14 protein-coding genes are annotated in these 14,666 nt (G+C 66.6%); 5 read left to right on the top strand and 9 right to left on the bottom strand.

Translation table 11 applies throughout. The features are described 5' to 3' along the window. The first annotated feature begins 73 nt into the window (after positions 1-73). Entirely contained in the window at positions 74-853 is a 780-nt protein-coding gene (locus ACQR13_RS31495) for a rhodanese-related sulfurtransferase (RefSeq protein WP_316194372.1), read from the top strand. Further along, positions 840-1,067 carry a SlyX family protein gene (locus ACQR13_RS31490; RefSeq protein ID WP_315718252.1) on the top strand — a complete coding sequence of 76 codons (228 nt, stop codon included), beginning with the start codon at positions 840-842 and terminating at the stop codon, positions 1,065-1,067. Before ACQR13_RS31495 ends, ACQR13_RS31490 begins: the two co-directional genes overlap by 14 nt. A 13-nt stretch (positions 1,068-1,080) precedes the next feature. Here the strand turns inward: ACQR13_RS31490 and ACQR13_RS31485 are convergent, their stop codons facing one another. Next, complete coding sequence (locus ACQR13_RS31485; protein WP_434863558.1) at positions 1,081-2,991, bottom strand: diguanylate cyclase; 1,911 nt, start codon at positions 2,989-2,991, stop codon at positions 1,081-1,083. A gap of 170 nt (positions 2,992-3,161) precedes the next feature. Further along, positions 3,162-3,398: a hypothetical protein gene (locus ACQR13_RS31480; protein ID WP_315718250.1), complete on the bottom strand. Its 237-nt coding sequence runs from the start codon at positions 3,396-3,398 to the stop codon at positions 3,162-3,164. A 197-nt stretch (positions 3,399-3,595) separates the two neighbouring features. On the opposite strand from ACQR13_RS31480, the gene hemE reads away from it, so the two are divergent. After that, entirely contained in the window at positions 3,596-4,627 is a 1,032-nt protein-coding gene (hemE, locus tag ACQR13_RS31475) for a uroporphyrinogen decarboxylase (RefSeq protein ID WP_434863563.1), read from the top strand. A 4-nt stretch (positions 4,628-4,631) separates the two neighbouring features. On the opposite strand, the gene hemC is transcribed toward hemE, so the two are convergent. The 3 genes from hemC to ACQR13_RS31460 form a co-directional block, all read right to left on the bottom strand. Beyond that, a complete protein-coding gene (gene hemC, locus ACQR13_RS31470; protein ID WP_315718248.1) occupies positions 4,632-5,609 on the bottom strand; it encodes a hydroxymethylbilane synthase in 978 nt (325 codons plus the stop codon). Between the two features lie 15 nt (positions 5,610-5,624). Next, complete coding sequence (locus ACQR13_RS31465) at positions 5,625-7,250, bottom strand: GMC family oxidoreductase (protein ID WP_434863557.1); 1,626 nt, start codon at positions 7,248-7,250, stop codon at positions 5,625-5,627. A gap of 97 nt (positions 7,251-7,347) precedes the next feature. Continuing rightward, on the bottom strand, positions 7,348-8,526 hold the full coding sequence (locus ACQR13_RS31460) for an acetate/propionate family kinase (RefSeq protein WP_434863556.1): 1,179 nt from the start codon (positions 8,524-8,526) through the stop codon (positions 7,348-7,350). Between the two features lie 148 nt (positions 8,527-8,674). Here ACQR13_RS31460 and ACQR13_RS31455 point away from each other — a divergent pair, with 148 nt between their 5' ends. Continuing rightward, positions 8,675-9,709 (top strand): cobalamin-independent methionine synthase II family protein, encoded by a 1,035-nt coding sequence (locus ACQR13_RS31455; protein ID WP_316193225.1) that lies wholly within the window; start codon positions 8,675-8,677, stop codon positions 9,707-9,709. 139 nt (positions 9,710-9,848) lie between these two features. Then, positions 9,849-10,496, top strand: a complete 648-nt coding sequence (locus ACQR13_RS31450; protein ID WP_315750352.1) for a hypothetical protein — start codon at positions 9,849-9,851, stop codon at positions 10,494-10,496. Positions 10,497-10,508: 12 nt separating this feature from the next. Here ACQR13_RS31450 and ACQR13_RS31445 read toward each other — a convergent pair whose 3' ends face one another. From ACQR13_RS31445 to ACQR13_RS31430, 4 genes are all read right to left on the bottom strand, one after another. After that, a complete protein-coding gene (locus ACQR13_RS31445; RefSeq protein ID WP_315718243.1) occupies positions 10,509-11,489 on the bottom strand; it encodes a PDR/VanB family oxidoreductase in 981 nt (326 codons plus the stop codon). Between the two features lie 10 nt (positions 11,490-11,499). Next, on the bottom strand, positions 11,500-12,255 hold the full coding sequence (locus tag ACQR13_RS31440; RefSeq protein ID WP_315718241.1) for a GntR family transcriptional regulator: 756 nt from the start codon (positions 12,253-12,255) through the stop codon (positions 11,500-11,502). Positions 12,256-12,261: 6 nt separating this feature from the next. Next, the gene (locus tag ACQR13_RS31435; protein WP_315750350.1) at positions 12,262-13,305 is read right to left on the bottom strand and encodes an aromatic ring-hydroxylating dioxygenase subunit alpha; all 1,044 of its coding nucleotides are present in this window, start codon (positions 13,303-13,305) and stop codon (positions 12,262-12,264) included. A 306-nt stretch (positions 13,306-13,611) separates the two neighbouring features. Further along, positions 13,612-14,220, bottom strand: a complete 609-nt coding sequence (locus ACQR13_RS31430; RefSeq protein WP_315750349.1) for a nuclear transport factor 2 family protein — start codon at positions 14,218-14,220, stop codon at positions 13,612-13,614. Positions 14,221-14,666 lie beyond the last annotated feature (446 nt).

Genomic DNA, 14,666 nt, shown 5'->3' with positions numbered 1-14,666 from the left:
ACATTCCTTCCAGGCTCGGCAATGCCCGGGGATACCAGCTTTTCTATGGTCAGCTCTGCTGGTAAACGGCCGCATGCCCCTCGCCGTCGCCGCCTTCTATCAGTTCGTCACCCTGCCGGATTTTCGCGACCTGCGCGCGCCGCTCCACGCCTTTTGCGCCGAGCGCGGCATCAGGGGCAGCGTCCTGCTGGCCGAGGAGGGCATCAACGGCACCGTGGCCGGGACCGAGCCGGCAATTGCCGCCCTGGTAGGCGCATTTCGCGACGGAACGCTGTTCGCCGGCCGGCTGGACAATCTGGAGCTGAAATACTCGCGCGCCACGGCCATGCCGTTCCGGCGCCTCAAGGTGCGGCTGAAGCGGGAGATCGTGACGCTCGGCGATCCCGCCGCCGATCCGACCCGGCAGGTCGGGACCTATGTCAGTCCCGCCGATTGGAACGCGCTGATCGCCGCGCCGGATACCGTCGTGCTCGACACCCGGAATGCGTTCGAGGTGGCGATGGGGACGTTCGAAGGCGCGGTCGATCCAGGCCTGCAGAGCTTCGGGCAGTTCAAGGATTTTGCAGAACGCGCACTCGATCCTGCCAGGCACAAGCGGATCGCGATGTTCTGCACCGGCGGCATCCGCTGCGAGAAGGCGAGCGCGCTGCTGCTGGCGCGCGGCTTTTCCGAGGTCTACCACCTCAAGGGGGGCATCCTGAAGTATCTCGAGGAGATCCCGGAATCCGAGAGCCGCTGGCGCGGCGGCTGTTTCGTGTTCGACGACCGGGTGGCGCTCGGTCACGGGCTGCGGGAGCACAGCAAGGCCACCATCAAGGCCGTTCCGGAGGGCGCACGCGATGAGCAGTTCTGAGCCATCCAACGCGGAGCTCGGCGAGCGGATCGACACGCTGGAGATGCGCCTCACCTTCCAGGACGACACGATCGAGACGCTGAACCAGACCATCACTGCGCAGTGGCGCGAGATCGACGCGCTGAAGCGGCGGATCGCCCTGCTGGTCGAGCGGCTCGAGGACGCGCAAGGCAACGCCGAGGGGCCGCGCAATGAGCCTCCGCCGCACTACTGAGCGGGCGGCGATCTCAGGCCGGGACGGTCGCCGGCGCCTTGCCGGCGGGCAGATCGATCACCTCGCCGGCCATGATCAGACGGTCGCGGCCGGCGTCCTTGGCGGCATAGAGCGCGCGGTCGGCCGCCTCGATCAGCGAGGCCGGGCCGGCGGAGCGCTCGAAGCCCGGCCGGCACACCGCGCCGCCGATGCTGGCGGTGACGATGCCCACCGGGTTGTGATCGTGGACGATGCGGGCCTCGTGCAGTGCCCGCCTGATCCGCTCGCCGAGCCTGGCGCAGCCCCCGGCATCGGTGTTCGGCAGCAGGACGGCGAACTCCTCGCCGCCGTAGCGGGCCGCCAGATCCGAGCTGCGCTGCGCCTCGTCGGCCAGAATGCCGGCCACGGTGTGCAGGCATTCGTCGCCGGCCGGGTGGCCATAGGCGTCGTTGAAGGCCTTGAAGTGGTCGATGTCGATCATCAGCAGCGCCAGCGAAGCCTTGTCGCGGTAGGCCCTGCCCCACTCCTCCAGCAGCCGCTCGTCGAACCGGCGGCGGTTGGCGAGCCCGGTGAGGCCGTCCTCGATGGCCAGCGTCTCGAGCCGGCCCTGCAGCGTCTTCTGCTGCGTCACGTCGCGGGTGACGGCGACGAAGCCGTCGAGCGCGCCATCCGGCTGACGGGTGGCGCGGATCGTGGTCTCGACCCAGATCTCAGATTTGTCGCGGCGACGCATGCGATAGGTGGCGCGCGCCTCGTCGACGGCGCCCCTCCTGAGCTGATCGAGGATCTCCTGCAGTTGCGGGCGATCGAGCGGATGCACACCGGACAGCGCGCGCTTGCCCAGGAGCTGCGACGGGTGCCAGCCCAGCACGCGCATGGTCGACGGCGAAACGTAGCCGATGCAGTCGTCCAGCTCGATCCGCGTCACGATGTCGCTGGAGCCTTCGGCGAGCAACCTGAAGTTCTCCTCCTTTGCCGCCAGCGCCGCGGCGAGCTGCTGCCGCTGCAGCAACTGCTTCGCGAGGAAGATGCCGATCGCTATGACCAGCGCAACCAGACAGACCAGCACCGTCAGCCGGACCAGCGCGTCACGCGTCCATTCCGCCAGGACCTCCGCCTCGGTGCGCGTCACGAGAATGAGGAACGGATAGCGCTGCGCGTGCTGATAGAACCCGATGCGTTCGGACGGTTCGCCGAGCCGCCGGAAATGCAACGGCCCCGACGCCGGATGATAGGGTATCGCTTCAGGTATGGGGCGCCCAAGCGTCTGCGGGTCCGGTTCCGCATTGTCGGCGAGGACGGCTCCGTCACGGCTCATCAGGCTGATCGTGCCCTGACGACCGACGGCAAACTGACGGTAGAACTGAGCAAAATAGGCAACGTCGATGGTTGCCAGCACGACGCCGCCGAACCGGCCATCCGCGTGATTCCAGCGCCGCGACAGGGTGATGACCCATTGACCGCCGGCCCTGCTCTGCACCGGACGACCGATCAGCAGCGAGCGATCGGCCGAAATCCTGTGGTGTGCGAAGTAGTCGCGATCGGCATTGTTGTAGTTGGTGAGCGTGACGTCCTCGGTGGTGGCAAGCCAGTCGCCGTTTTCGCCATAGGCGAAGATGCCCCGGATGCGGCCGAGATTGGCCTTCCTCGTCTTCAGAATCGTCTGCAGTCGGGCGATCGCACCGGGCTTGCCGTCATCGGTCTCGAGCGCGGCGACGACGCCGCGCAACAGCGAATCCGCAAGCTCGAAGGTATCCTCGACGTGCTGGGTGAGCGAGTGAGCGAGGTTGCCGAGATCGGTTTCGGCATTGCGTACCTCCGCCTGTCGGGAAGTCCATTCGCCCCATACGCTGTAAGCGAGAATCGTGACCGACACGAGCGCAAGCACGCCAGCCGCCCACATTGGCAGGCGGCTTCGATCAACTCTGGTCGCACCAATGTCCATTCCGCGGGACTCTCCGGACGCCGCGAGAGTCCCATGGACATCTTATTTAACTCTGAAATGCGATTGGTCCGAGGGCGTCCGCACCGACCCGTAAGACTACGGCCGCTCCCGTACTACTACGGACAAACAACGGCGGCGCCACGCTCGAGGCGGGCGTTTAGCCTGTTAGTTCAGCGAACGAACACCGATCGCACCTTTTCCCAAAGCGATGGCGAATGGTCCAGGTCGACGTCATCGCCCTTCACGCGGGTCGTCGAGGGCTGCTGCAGGCTCACCGGATCCGATGCCGGAAACGTGTCCATCAGTCCCTTGTCGAGCTGCGTTGCAGTCGCACGGTCGAGACGCGCAGCTTCGCGCGGATCAACCGCGTGCTTGTCGTGCGGCGCGGGATTGAATTTCTCAGCCATGATCGATCTCCCTGTGGAACGACAACGCAGGGGCGACGGACGTGTTCCCCTCGATGTGACGTCCCGCAACTGTGGGGACGATCGCATCTCCGGCGACTCCCGAGCCGATATGACCTTGGCCGGAACCGCGTGGGCATGTATCACGGACGGTAAACTGTTCCCGAAGGTTGCGGAGCCCGAGCGTGAGTGAGACTGCCGTGAACAAGCCTTTCATCGACGTGCTGGCCGGTCGGCGCCAGAGCGTGCCTCCGGTGTGGATGATGCGGCAGGCCGGCCGCTATTTGCCGGAGTACCGCGAGGTCCGCGCCAAGGCCGGCGGCTTTCTCGACCTCTGCTTCAATCCCGAGCTCGCGGCTGAAGTGACGCTGCAGCCGATCCGGCGCTTCGGCTTCGATGCGGCGATCATCTTTTCCGACATTCTGGTGATCCCGCATGCGCTCGGCCGCGGCGTCCGCTTCGAGGTCGGCGAGGGCCCGCGGCTCGACCCGCTCGATACGCCGGACAAGATCGCGACGCTGTCGGCGAAGGCAGATTTGTCGAAGCTGCAAGCGGTGTTCGAGGCGCTGCGCCGGGTGCGGGCCGAGCTGCCACCGAGCACCGCCCTGATCGGCTTTTGCGGCGCCCCGTGGACGGTCGCGACCTACATGGTCGCGGGCCAAGGCACGCCCGACCAAGCACCGGCGCGGCTGCTGGCCTATCGCCATCCCGAGGCGTTCGGCACGATCATCGACGCGCTGGTCGACAGCTCGATCGGCTATCTCTTGAAGCAGCTGGAGGCAGGAGCCGACGCGCTGCAGATCTTCGACACCTGGGCCGGGGTGCTGTCGCCGCGCGAGTTCGCGCGCTGGTCCGTCGCGCCGACGCGACGCATCGTCGAGGGCGTGCGCAAGGCGCGGCCGGATGCGAAGATCATCGGCTTTCCGCGCGGCGCCGGTGCATTGCTGCCGGGCTACGTCGCCGAGACCGGAATCGATGCCGTCAGCATCGACTGGACGGCGGAGCCGGGCCTCGTGCGCGAGCGGGTGCAGAGCAAGGTCGCGGTGCAGGGCAATCTCGATCCGCTGGCGCTGCTCACTGGGGGCGCGGCGCTCGACCAGGCGGTCGATGACGTGCTGGCGAGCTATTCCGGTGGAAGGCACATCTTCAACCTCGGCCACGGCATCCTGCCGGAGACGCCGATCGCCCATGTGGAGCAGATGCTGGCGCGGGTGCGCGCCTACAAGGGATGACTTGCTAGCGCGGCCGACTGCGCTCGATCAGCTCGGCCGCGCCGTTGGCGAGAAGCTCGAGCCCGACCGCGCGGCCGAGCTCGCGCGGACGATCCGCCGGCGCAGAGCGCTGTGCTTCAATGAAGCGGCCGCCGTCCTCGTCGAGCACCGAGGCGGTCAGCGTCAGCTGTCCGCCGTCGATGGTCGAAAATCCTGCGATCGGCGAGTTGCAGTGGCCGTTGAGCACCCACAGCACCTCGCGCTCTGCGTCGGCGCAGGTCCGCGCCGCTGCATCGTCGATCGTCGCCAGGATGCGCCGCGTCTCCCAATCGGAGGCAGGGCACTCGACGGCGACGATGCCCTGCCCGACCGCCGGCAGCATGTCGGCGACGGGGAAGTCGTACGAGGCGCGATCAGAAAGACCGACCCGCTCCAGCCCGGAGCGCGCCATGATCAGCGCATCGGCCGGTCCCACGGCGCCGCCATCCGGCAGCCGCTGCAGCTCGCCATTGTCGAGCTTGCGGATGCGGGTGTCGGCCGCGCCGCGGAAATGGATCAGCTCGGCGTGCGGAAACAGCCGCCGCGCATAGGCGGCCCGGCGCACGGCATTGGTGCCGATCTTGAAGCCCCGGCCGCCATCGTTGCGGAATTGGTCCAGCGACAGCCCGCGCCGCAGCACCAGCACGTCGCCCGGCGGATCGCGCGACAGCAGCGCGGCAACCACCAGGCCGGGGGTTTCCTCATTGCCCGGCATGTCCTTCAGCGAGTGCATCGCTGCATGCAGCCGGCCGTCCAGCATGGCACGGCGGATCTCGGCCACGAACGCGCCACCCTTGCCGCCGTGGGTGAGCAGCTTGCTGGTCTGGTCGGAATCGCCCGTCGTCTCGAACTTGACGATCTCGATGTCGAGCGACGGAATCGCCGCCTGCAGCCGACGGGCGATCTCCTCCGTCTGCGCCAAGGCCATCGTGCTCTTGCGGGTGCCGATCCGGAAACGTGTCACGAACTCATTCCTGCGTCAGCGCGCGTCCTGCAAGATCATGTCGGAGGCCTTCTCCGCGATCATGATGACCGGCGCGTTGGTGTTGCCCGAAACCAGATCCGGCATGATCGAGGCATCGACCACGCGCAGGCCGTCGACGCCGCGCACCCGCAGGCGTTGATCGACCACGGCGGCAGCATCGGTCCCCATCCGGCAGGTCGAGGTCGGATGGTAGATCGTGCTGCCGGTCTGCCGGCAATAGGCCAGGATGTCGTCATCGCTCACGATCTTGGACCCGGGATAGGCTTCATCCGAGACATACGGCTTCAGCGCCGGTGCCGCCAGGATTTTCCGCAGGATCCGGAGGCCCTCGATGTTGGCCCGCCGGTCGGTTTCACTGGCGAGATAATTGATGCGGATTTCCGGCGGCACCGTTGGATCCGCGCTCCTGATCCGCAGCGAACCGCGACTTTCGGGCCTGAGCTGGCAGACCGAGGCGGTGAAGCCGGAGAAGGTGTGCAACTTCTCGCCCATCTTGTCGGTCGAGAACGGGATGAAGTGGATCTGGATGTCCGGACTCACGAGCCGCGGATCGGTCTTGAAGAACGCGCCGGCCGTACCCGCAGCGATCGTGAGCGGACCGTTGCGGAAGGCCGCATAGCGTACGCCAGCCAGCACCTTGCGCACCGGATTGTTGACGATGTCGTTGAGTGTGATGCGCTGGCTGCAGCGCATCACGATGCGGACCTGCAGATGGTCCTGCAGGTCACTCCCGACACCGGGCGCATCAAGAACCACGTCGAGGCCGTGCTGCTTCAGCAGCTCGGCCGGACCGACCCCGGACAGCTGCAGCAGTTGCGGCGAGTTGTAGGCGCCGCTCGACACCAGGATCTCCTTGCGGGCGCGGGCCGTCCGCATTCGGCCGCGCTGGCTGAACGTGACGCCGCGGGCCCGGCGCCCCTCGAACAAAATCCGCTGGGCCAGCGCGTCGGTCTCGACGTGGAGGTTGCTGCGGCCGAGCGCCGGCCGCAGGTAGGAGGCCGCGCTGCTGGCGCGGCGGCCGCGACGGGTCGTCGTCTGGAAGAACCCCGCCCCCTCCTGGCTCGCACCATTGAAGTCGCCATTGAAGGGCAACCCGGCCTCGACCGCCGCTTTCACGAAGGCTTCAGACAACGGGTCCTCGTGCCGCCAGTCGGACACCGGCAGCGGGCCGTCGACGCCGTGGTAGTCATTGGCGCCGCGGGACTGATTTTCCGCCCGCTTGAAATAGGGCAGCACGTCGTCATAGCCCCAGCCGACATTGCCGCGCTGGCGCCAGCGGTCGTAATCCTCGTGCTGGCCGCGCACGTAGAGCAGGCCGTTGATCGAGCTGGAGCCACCGAGCACCTTGCCGCGCGGCTGGAACACGGAGCGGCCGTCGAGTCCGGGCTCCGGCTCGGTCTGGTACATCCAGTTGACGGTCTTTTCCTTGAATAGCTTGCCGTAGCCGAGCGGGACGTGGATCCAGATGTTGGTGTCCTTTGGACCCGCCTCGAGCAGCAGCACCGTGTGCTTGCCGTCGCTGCTGAGCCTGTTGGCGAGAACGCAGCCGGCCGAGCCGGCACCGACCACGACGTAGTCGAACTCACTGTCCGCCTCACGCAACACCACGCTGCCTTCCATCGCTTCCCCACCGGCCTTGTTGTTCTTTCATCCTCGATGATACCAAAAAGCAAGGACATGCAAGCGGCAAATCAGCAGGTCTGGTCGGCCATCTCAGTCATTGCGGCCTCAACAGGCGCGCGGCGTGCCGCGCGATCATCATTTCCTCATTGGTGTGGACCACGCGCACGCGCACCCGCGATCGATCCGAAGATATCAAGGAATGGTTCGCGCGATTGCGGTCCTCGTCCAGCGCGATCCCGAGCCATTCGAAGCCTTGGCAGACGCGCTGGCGAATGTGCCATGCATGCTCGCCGATACCGCCGCAGAACACGACCGCGTCGATGCCCGAGAGGACCGCGGCCATGGCGCCGAGCTCGCGCCTGATGCGGTCGACGAAGTAGTCGATCGCCTGCCGCGCCTCCGGCGTGCCGGCGGCCTCCAATTCGCGCATGTCCTGCGACAATCCCGACAATCCTTTGAGGCCCGAATGATTGTAGAGGAGATCGGTGACCGCCTCAGCCGTCATGCGCTTCTCCTGAAGCAGATAGAGAACGACGCCAGGATCGAGCTGACCGCAGCGCGTGCCCATCGGCAGGCCGTCGAGTGCCGTGAAGCCCATCGACGAACCGATGCTTTGTCCATCCCGGATCGCACACATCGAGGCGCCGTTGCCGAGATGCATCACGACCACCCGGCCCTTCTCGTCGAGCGGAGCGATCTCCTTCAATCGCGAAACGACGTATTCATAGGATAGGCCGTGAAAGCCGTAGCGGCGGATGCCTTGGTCGTAGAACTCACGCGGCAAGGCATAGGTATCATTGACCCAGGGGTGCGAACGATGGAACGCCGTGTCGAAACATGCGACCTGCACGGCGCCAGGAAAGGCGCGATGGGCGGCGCGGACACCGGAGAGATTGTGAGGCTGGTGCAACGGCGCCAGCGGAATGAGCTTCTGCAGGTCATTCAGAACATCGTCATTGACGACGATCGGCTGCGTGAAAGCGAGCCCGCCATGAACGACGCGATGACCGACGGCGTCGACTTCGGTGCGCCCGATGGCGCGCTGCAGTACCTCGAGCACGACGCCGAGAGCCGCCTCGTGATCGGTGGCGCTCGCTGCATCGAGGCGTTCATCGGCCAGCGGAGCGCCCCTCAGCTTCGCTTCGAGATGCGGCGCGGCACTGCCAAGCCCTTCGATCTGGCCATACACGGTCTCCACAAGGTCGGCATCTTCCTCGAACAAGGCGAACTTGATCGAGGATGAGCCGGAGTTGAGGATCAGGATGTGTTGCATCGGTGATGCCGCCTCGTGACGAATGATGAACTGATAAACTGCAGAAAATACGAATTATTTCCATGACGATCCGAAGACGAACAAAACGCTAGGTTGTATTCTGGCGCCGAGATGACCGTCGGACCCGCGGGAGGGCCACTGCGTGAATATGCCTCGACATCTCCTGCCGACCACCGTGGTCGGAAGCTACCCGCAGCCGGATTGGCTGGTTGATCGCGCAATGCTCTCGAAGTCCGTTCCCCGCATTCGCATGCAGGGCATGTGGCGCATTCCCCGGCCGCTGCTCGACGACGCTCAGGACGATGCGACCATCGTCGCGATCCACGACATGGAACAGGCGGGGATCGACATCGTATCGGATGGCGAGATCCGGCGCGAAAGCTACTCCAATCGGTTCGCGACCGCGCTCGACGGCGTCGATGCCGACAATCCCGCCATCATCATCTCGCCGTCCGGGATCAAGACGCCAGTGCCGCGCGTCGCCGGTCCGATCACGCGGACGCACCCGGTCGAGCTGCGCGACATGGAGTTCCTCCGCCGTAACACCAAGCGTGCCGCCAAGATCACGCTGCCCGGGCCGTTCACATTGAGCCAGCAGGCCCAGGACGATTTCTACGGCGACGACGAGGCACTCGCCATGGCTTTCGCCGAGGTCGTCAATGCCGAGGCCCGCGACCTGCAACGCGCCGGCGCCGACGTCATCCAGCTCGACGAGCCCTGGGTCCGCAACAATCCGCAGGCGGCGCGGCGCTATGCCGTCAAAGCGATCAACCGGGCTCTGGATCATATTACGGTGCCCACCATCGTTCACGTCTGCTTCGGTTATGCCGCCATCGTGCCGGGCTCCAGCAAACCGAGCGGATATGCGTTCCTGGCCGAGCTTGCCGATTGCCACGCCGCGCAGATCGCTATCGAGGCGGCGCAGCCGCGGCTCGACCTCGGCGTTCTCAGGGATCTCTCGACCAAGACCATCGTGCTAGGCGTCCTCGATCTCGGCAATCCCGAGGTCGAGCCGGTCGCGGTCGTCGCCGAGCGCATCCGCAACGGCCTCAAAGTGGTGGCGCCGGAGCGGCTGGTCGTGGCGCCGGACTGTGGCATGAAATATCTGCCGCGTGCGACCGCTTTCGGGAAATTGAAGGCGATGTGCGCGGCGGCGGCGCGGGTGCGCGAGGAGCTCGCCTGAAAGCCCAATGTGGCAGATGCGGCGCATGTCAGGCGCGACCGCTCCACGATGGCGCCACCCTGCAAACCCATTTCCGGAATAAGGCAGGCGGTGAGCGCCGGGGGTCGGCTGGCCCGATTTCGTCGCGAGGGAGGCTCCGATGGCCGTCTGCATCACGTCGAGGAACGTCGCCGCCGCGATCGGCATGCTTGCTGGCGCAGCGGCGAGCGGGACCGCGATGGCCGACCCGCTCGACGACATCATGGGCGGCCTGATGCGCGACGCGCGCAGCTCGTTTGCGCGGATGGTGCCGATCGGGCTCGTACCGACCATGCCATCGCTCCAGCCGCCTCCCATCCAGCAGCCAACGGCACTGCCACCATCCTCTCGGCCCGCGCTCCCGCCCCAGGCTCAGGCCGTCAAGCCGCAGGCGGTAGCGAAACCATTGCGCCCCCGACCGCCGCTCAGTCCCGCCGCGGCGACGTTGGCGGCTGCCGATGCTGCCGAGACGGTCGCCGACGCCAATCTCGATGCGGCGCTGGCGGCCAACGAGAAGGCCATTTCCGACCGCGACGTGGCGGAGGCGCTGGCGAAGGCCAATCCCACCGCAGCCAACATCGCGGCGGCCAAGGCCGCGGCCGAGGCGGCGTACACCGCCGAAGCGAACCTCACCGACGCGCTGTTGGCCGACAAGGAGACCGATGCACGTCTGAAGGCCGCACGCGCCGCCGTCGCAGCGCAGCAGAGCGGCCGGAAGTCCTCAGGCAAGCCGCCGTCGGCGACGCCGGTCAGCCTCGCCGACAAGTAGCCGGCAGCGCACTCACAGCGCGTCGGCCCGTTCCAGCGTGTCGATCGTGACCACGCCGTGGGCGCGGGAAACGCAGGCGCAGAGCTTGCGGCTGTCGTGCTTCTGCTCGGCGCTGAAGAACACGTCGCGATGATCGATCTCGCCCTCGACTTCGACCACGTCGACCGCGCAGACGCCGCACTCGCCGCGCCGGCAATCCGCCATGACCTCGTGGCCGGCGGCATTCAGCACGTCGAGCATCGAGCGGTCGCGCGGCACAACGATCTCCTCGCCGCTGTCGCGCAGCCGGACCTTGAACGGCTCGGTCGACAGCCGGCCGCTCGATCCGAACGTTTCATAGCTGAGATCGGCCGGCACGCGGCCGCACGCCGCCCACGCGCTGCGCGCGGCATCCAGCATCCGCATCGGTCCGCAGAACAGCACGGCTGCTCCGGACGGCAGACTCGAAAAAAGATCGGACAGGTCCAGCCGCTGCGACTGGTCCGCGGCATACACCGTGAGACGGTCGCCGAGCAGCGCCGCGAGCTCATCGACATAGGCCGCATCACCGCGCGATCGCACCGCATAGTGCAGCGAGACGTTCGGCGTCTTGCGCAGCAACGCGTGCGCTGCTCCGACCAGCGGCGTGATGCCGATGCCGCCGGCGACCAGACAATAATGCGGACGCTGCCAATCGACCTGCAGCAGCGAGGTCGGGCTCGCCACATCCAGCCGGGCGCCGGGCTGCAGCGACCACAGATAGCGCGACCCGCCGCGGGAATCCTCGGCGAAGCGCACGGCGATCCGGTAGCCACGCGGGTCCGCCTCGCCGACCAGCGAATAGGAGCGGACATCGGGCTGGCCGGCGGCGAGGACGCCGACCTTGATGTGGCTGCCGACCGGATAGGGCGCGCAGACATAGCCGTCGGGCCGCAGGATGAATTCGCGGATGCCCGGCGCAAGGTCGCGTGTCGAGACCAGGGTCGCAGGCGACCAATTGTCCTGGAAACGCATGATCGCCTCCTCAGCCGTTGATCTGCGTCTTGATCAGCACCGCCGCAGGCACCAGGTCCATCGGACCACGCGCCTTCACGGCGAGCCGCAGGTTGCGGGCCGCCAGCCGGGCATGCTCGCGCATGATGCTCTCGGCGCGGGCGCCCTCGCGGTTCTCGATCGCATCGATGACGATGCGGTGATGCTCCTGCGCGACCACCAGGATGTGACGCGCCTCCGGCAGCGCCGATTGCGCCATCACGAAGCCGCTCGGCGAGGCGAACGGCAGCGCGCTGGCGCGGTCGACCTGGCGGATCACCGGCGGGCTGCGCGACAGTTCGGCCAGCAGGGCATGAAAGCGCGCGTTCAGCGCCACATAGGCCGAGAACGCGTCGAACGAGAGCTCGGCCGGCGCGATCAGCTCGTCGATCTGGGCGAGGCACTCGCGCATCGGCTCGGTGTCGCGCACGGACACGCCGCGCTCGGCGGCGAGCCGCGCCGCCAGTCCTTCCATCGTGCCGCGCACCTCGATGGAGTCGAGCACGTCGCGCTCGGAGAACGATTTCACCATGAAGCCGCCGGACGGAATGGCCTCCAGCAGCCCCTCCTCCTCGAGCCGCACCAACGCCATGCGCACCGGCGTGCGCGAGACGCCGGCGGCCTCCACCGCCTGCAGCTCGGAGATGCGCTCGCCGGGGCGCAAGCCGCCGGTGAGGATCAGGTCGCGCAAGGTGAGCTGCGCACGTACGGTCTGCGAGATCGAACGCTCGCTGTCACGCTCGGCCATTCCATTCTACTCCGCGGCTTCACGCAGCGGCGTTTCGCGCGCGATCATCCGATCGATGATCCGCCGTGCCCACATTGCGCCTGCATCGATGTTGAGGTTGTAGAACACGCGTCCCGGATTCTCGTCCATCGCGCGCTGCTGCGCTTCCAGGATCAGCTCGTCTTCGCGGAAGATGCCCGACACGCCCTCGCGGATCTCCGTCGTCAGCCGCTGCTCGGGGAGCTGGTAGTTGCGGGCGAACGCCCAGAAATAGTGGCAGGTCTTGTCGGTCTCCGGCGTGATGGTGTTGAGCACCATGCCGTTGACGCCCTGCGAGCGGTCGCCCTCCGGCGCGCCCGTGCCGGCCGGTGCGACGCCGACGTCGATCGTCACCGTGCACGGCGCTTCGAAGCGGATGATCTGCCAGCGGTCCACCAGACCGGGCTTGCCGAGCTGCTTCGCCCAGAACGGCGGCGGCTCGATGCCGCGCATCCAGCGCGTCACGGTCGCGGTGCGCTCGCCATGGGTGACGTCGAACGGCGCTTCCGCCACCGCGTCGTTGCCGATCGACGAGCCGTGCACGAAGGTCTCGTGCGTGAGGTCCATCAGATTGTCGACCACCAGCCGGTAGTCGCATTTGACGTGGATGGTCTTGCCATCGCCGGCCCAGGCCGGATCGTGATTCCAGTGCATGTCGGGAATGGCAGCCGGATCGGCCAGCGCCGGATCGCCCATCCACAGCCAGATGAACCGATGCCGCTCGACCGCCGGATAGGCACGTACGCAGGCCGAGGGGTTGATGGTCTCCTGCGACGGCATGAAGGTGCAGCGGCCCTGCGGGCTGAATTTCAAGCCGTGATAGCCGCAAACGACGGTGTCGCCTTCCAGCCGGCCCTTGGACAGCGGCACCAGCCGGTGCCAGCAGGCATCTTCGAGCGCGGCGATGGTGCCGTCGGCCTTGCGGAACATCACGACGTGCTTGCCGCAGATCGTCCGCGGCAGCAGGGCCTGCTTGACCTCGGCGTCCCAGGCCGCGGCGTACCAGGCATTCATCGGAAAAGAAGCGGCCATGGCGTGTCCTCGTGGCGGTATACTTCTAGCTGGTCATTGTATACATCAAACGAGGGAGGAGGCGCAAGTTCCGCCTTCTCCCGGCGGAAAACCGCCAATCCTGTATACAATAGCCGCACGACGGTTCCGCTCCAAGGAACAAGGCTGACAGACAATCCCTTCTGATTCAAGCACTTGCGCTGATTCCGCTAGGCACTCCGAAAAGACTCACCCGCTCGGTAACGGCCCCAGAGATCCGCCGGATCAGCCCCCTCGGCGAGAGCTGTTCCGTTCGGAGCGCGGCACCGGCGACGCAGGGGCCGATGATCACAGCCCCTCGCCCCGCAGCCACGCGGCGCCGCGCGCATAGAGCGCTTCGACCTCCGGCCCCTTCAGCCCGGGCATGTCGCGCTTCACCGTGTAGCCGATGCGCGTCTGCAGATAGGCGAGATGCCGATACCCCACGGGAAATTGCTCCAGCAGCGCGCGATCCAGCGCCGGCACCGCGCCCGGCGTCACCGGGTCCATGCGATCCTTCTCGTAGATCGGCTGGCGCAGCACGATGCCCCATTTGCCCGCGCGCTTCTCGAGGAAGTCGTAGAAGCGGCCGGTGCAGAGCACGTCGCACACGACGCCTTCGACCTCGGCCCGCTGTGAGATCGTCATCTTGGTCTGGGAGATCGCGCGATGGCCGGCGAGATCGACCGAGATGCCGCCGAGAAAGTGCAGGATGTTGACACCCTTGGCCCAGGCCGCCTTGCTGATCTCGATGAACTCGTCACCGGTGCCCTGCGTCCACGTCGCCATCATCCGCCCATCCGGATGCCACACCGTGCGGAAACGCTCCCAATCACCGGCATCGCGCCAGATCGCCCAGTTCTGCAACAGTTCGCGGATCTGACGGTCGTCCTCGATCTCGGTGGCGGTCTTGGTCATGTGCATTTCCTCCGTGTTGCGCGGCTGCTGAATACATGGATCGGAGCAGCGCTGCAAAACTCACATTGCTGGTGATGAAGTCCAAAACGCGCCAAGCATTCGATGTCGTCCCGGGCAAGTCCGACAACGCGGAGCGTTGGCGGACGCCGACCCGGGATCCATACGCCGCGGCGGATGTGGCTGGGCGAGAATGGTCGACCATCGTGCCTCGCACATCTCCCTGGGGTTATGGATCCCGGATCGGCGCGCGCGTCGCGCGCTTGTCCGGGACGACAGTTGAGTAGATGTCGACACCTTCGACCTCATCACGGAGGCGAACTGATAAGCATCTTTCATCCCGCGGCACGTCGTGCCCGGGTGATGCAGCATTCGTGTCCCTCTGAACAACGAGAGGGCGCGAGGAAGGCCGGACCTCGGCTGAGGCCCGTGGCCCGCCTGCTCAAAAG

This window comes from Bradyrhizobium sp. HKCCYLRH3059 (assembly GCF_051168035.1).
Taxonomy (GTDB): domain Bacteria; phylum Pseudomonadota; class Alphaproteobacteria; order Rhizobiales; family Xanthobacteraceae; genus Bradyrhizobium.
The sequence above is the reverse complement of the archived record's forward strand: the minus strand, read 5'-3'. Positions and strand labels throughout refer to the sequence as shown.

Excerpts from the sequence above, each read along its gene's own strand:
- ACQR13_RS31460 (WP_434863556.1), bottom strand. The coding sequence starts at position 8,526 with ATGCAACACATCCTGATCCTCAACTCCGGCTCATCCTCGATCAAGTTC.
- ACQR13_RS31485 (WP_434863558.1), bottom strand. The coding sequence starts at position 2,991 with ATGGACATTGGTGCGACCAGAGTTGATCGAAGCCGCCTGCCAATGTGG.
- ACQR13_RS31490 (WP_315718252.1), top strand. The coding sequence starts at position 840 with ATGAGCAGTTCTGAGCCATCCAACGCGGAGCTCGGCGAGCGGATCGAC.
- ACQR13_RS31455 (WP_316193225.1), top strand. The coding sequence starts at position 8,675 with ATGCCTCGACATCTCCTGCCGACCACCGTGGTCGGAAGCTACCCGCAG.
- ACQR13_RS31445 (WP_315718243.1), bottom strand. The coding sequence starts at position 11,489 with ATGCGTTTCCAGGACAATTGGTCGCCTGCGACCCTGGTCTCGACACGC.
- ACQR13_RS31450 (WP_315750352.1), top strand. The coding sequence starts at position 9,849 with ATGGCCGTCTGCATCACGTCGAGGAACGTCGCCGCCGCGATCGGCATG.
- ACQR13_RS31465 (WP_434863557.1), bottom strand. The coding sequence starts at position 7,250 with ATGGAAGGCAGCGTGGTGTTGCGTGAGGCGGACAGTGAGTTCGACTAC.
- ACQR13_RS31495 (WP_316194372.1), top strand. The coding sequence starts at position 74 with ATGCCCCTCGCCGTCGCCGCCTTCTATCAGTTCGTCACCCTGCCGGAT.
- ACQR13_RS31435 (WP_315750350.1), bottom strand. The coding sequence starts at position 13,305 with ATGGCCGCTTCTTTTCCGATGAATGCCTGGTACGCCGCGGCCTGGGAC.
- ACQR13_RS31480 (WP_315718250.1), bottom strand. The coding sequence starts at position 3,398 with ATGGCTGAGAAATTCAATCCCGCGCCGCACGACAAGCACGCGGTTGAT.
- ACQR13_RS31430 (WP_315750349.1), bottom strand. The coding sequence starts at position 14,220 with ATGACCAAGACCGCCACCGAGATCGAGGACGACCGTCAGATCCGCGAA.
- ACQR13_RS31440 (WP_315718241.1), bottom strand. The coding sequence starts at position 12,255 with ATGGCCGAGCGTGACAGCGAGCGTTCGATCTCGCAGACCGTACGTGCG.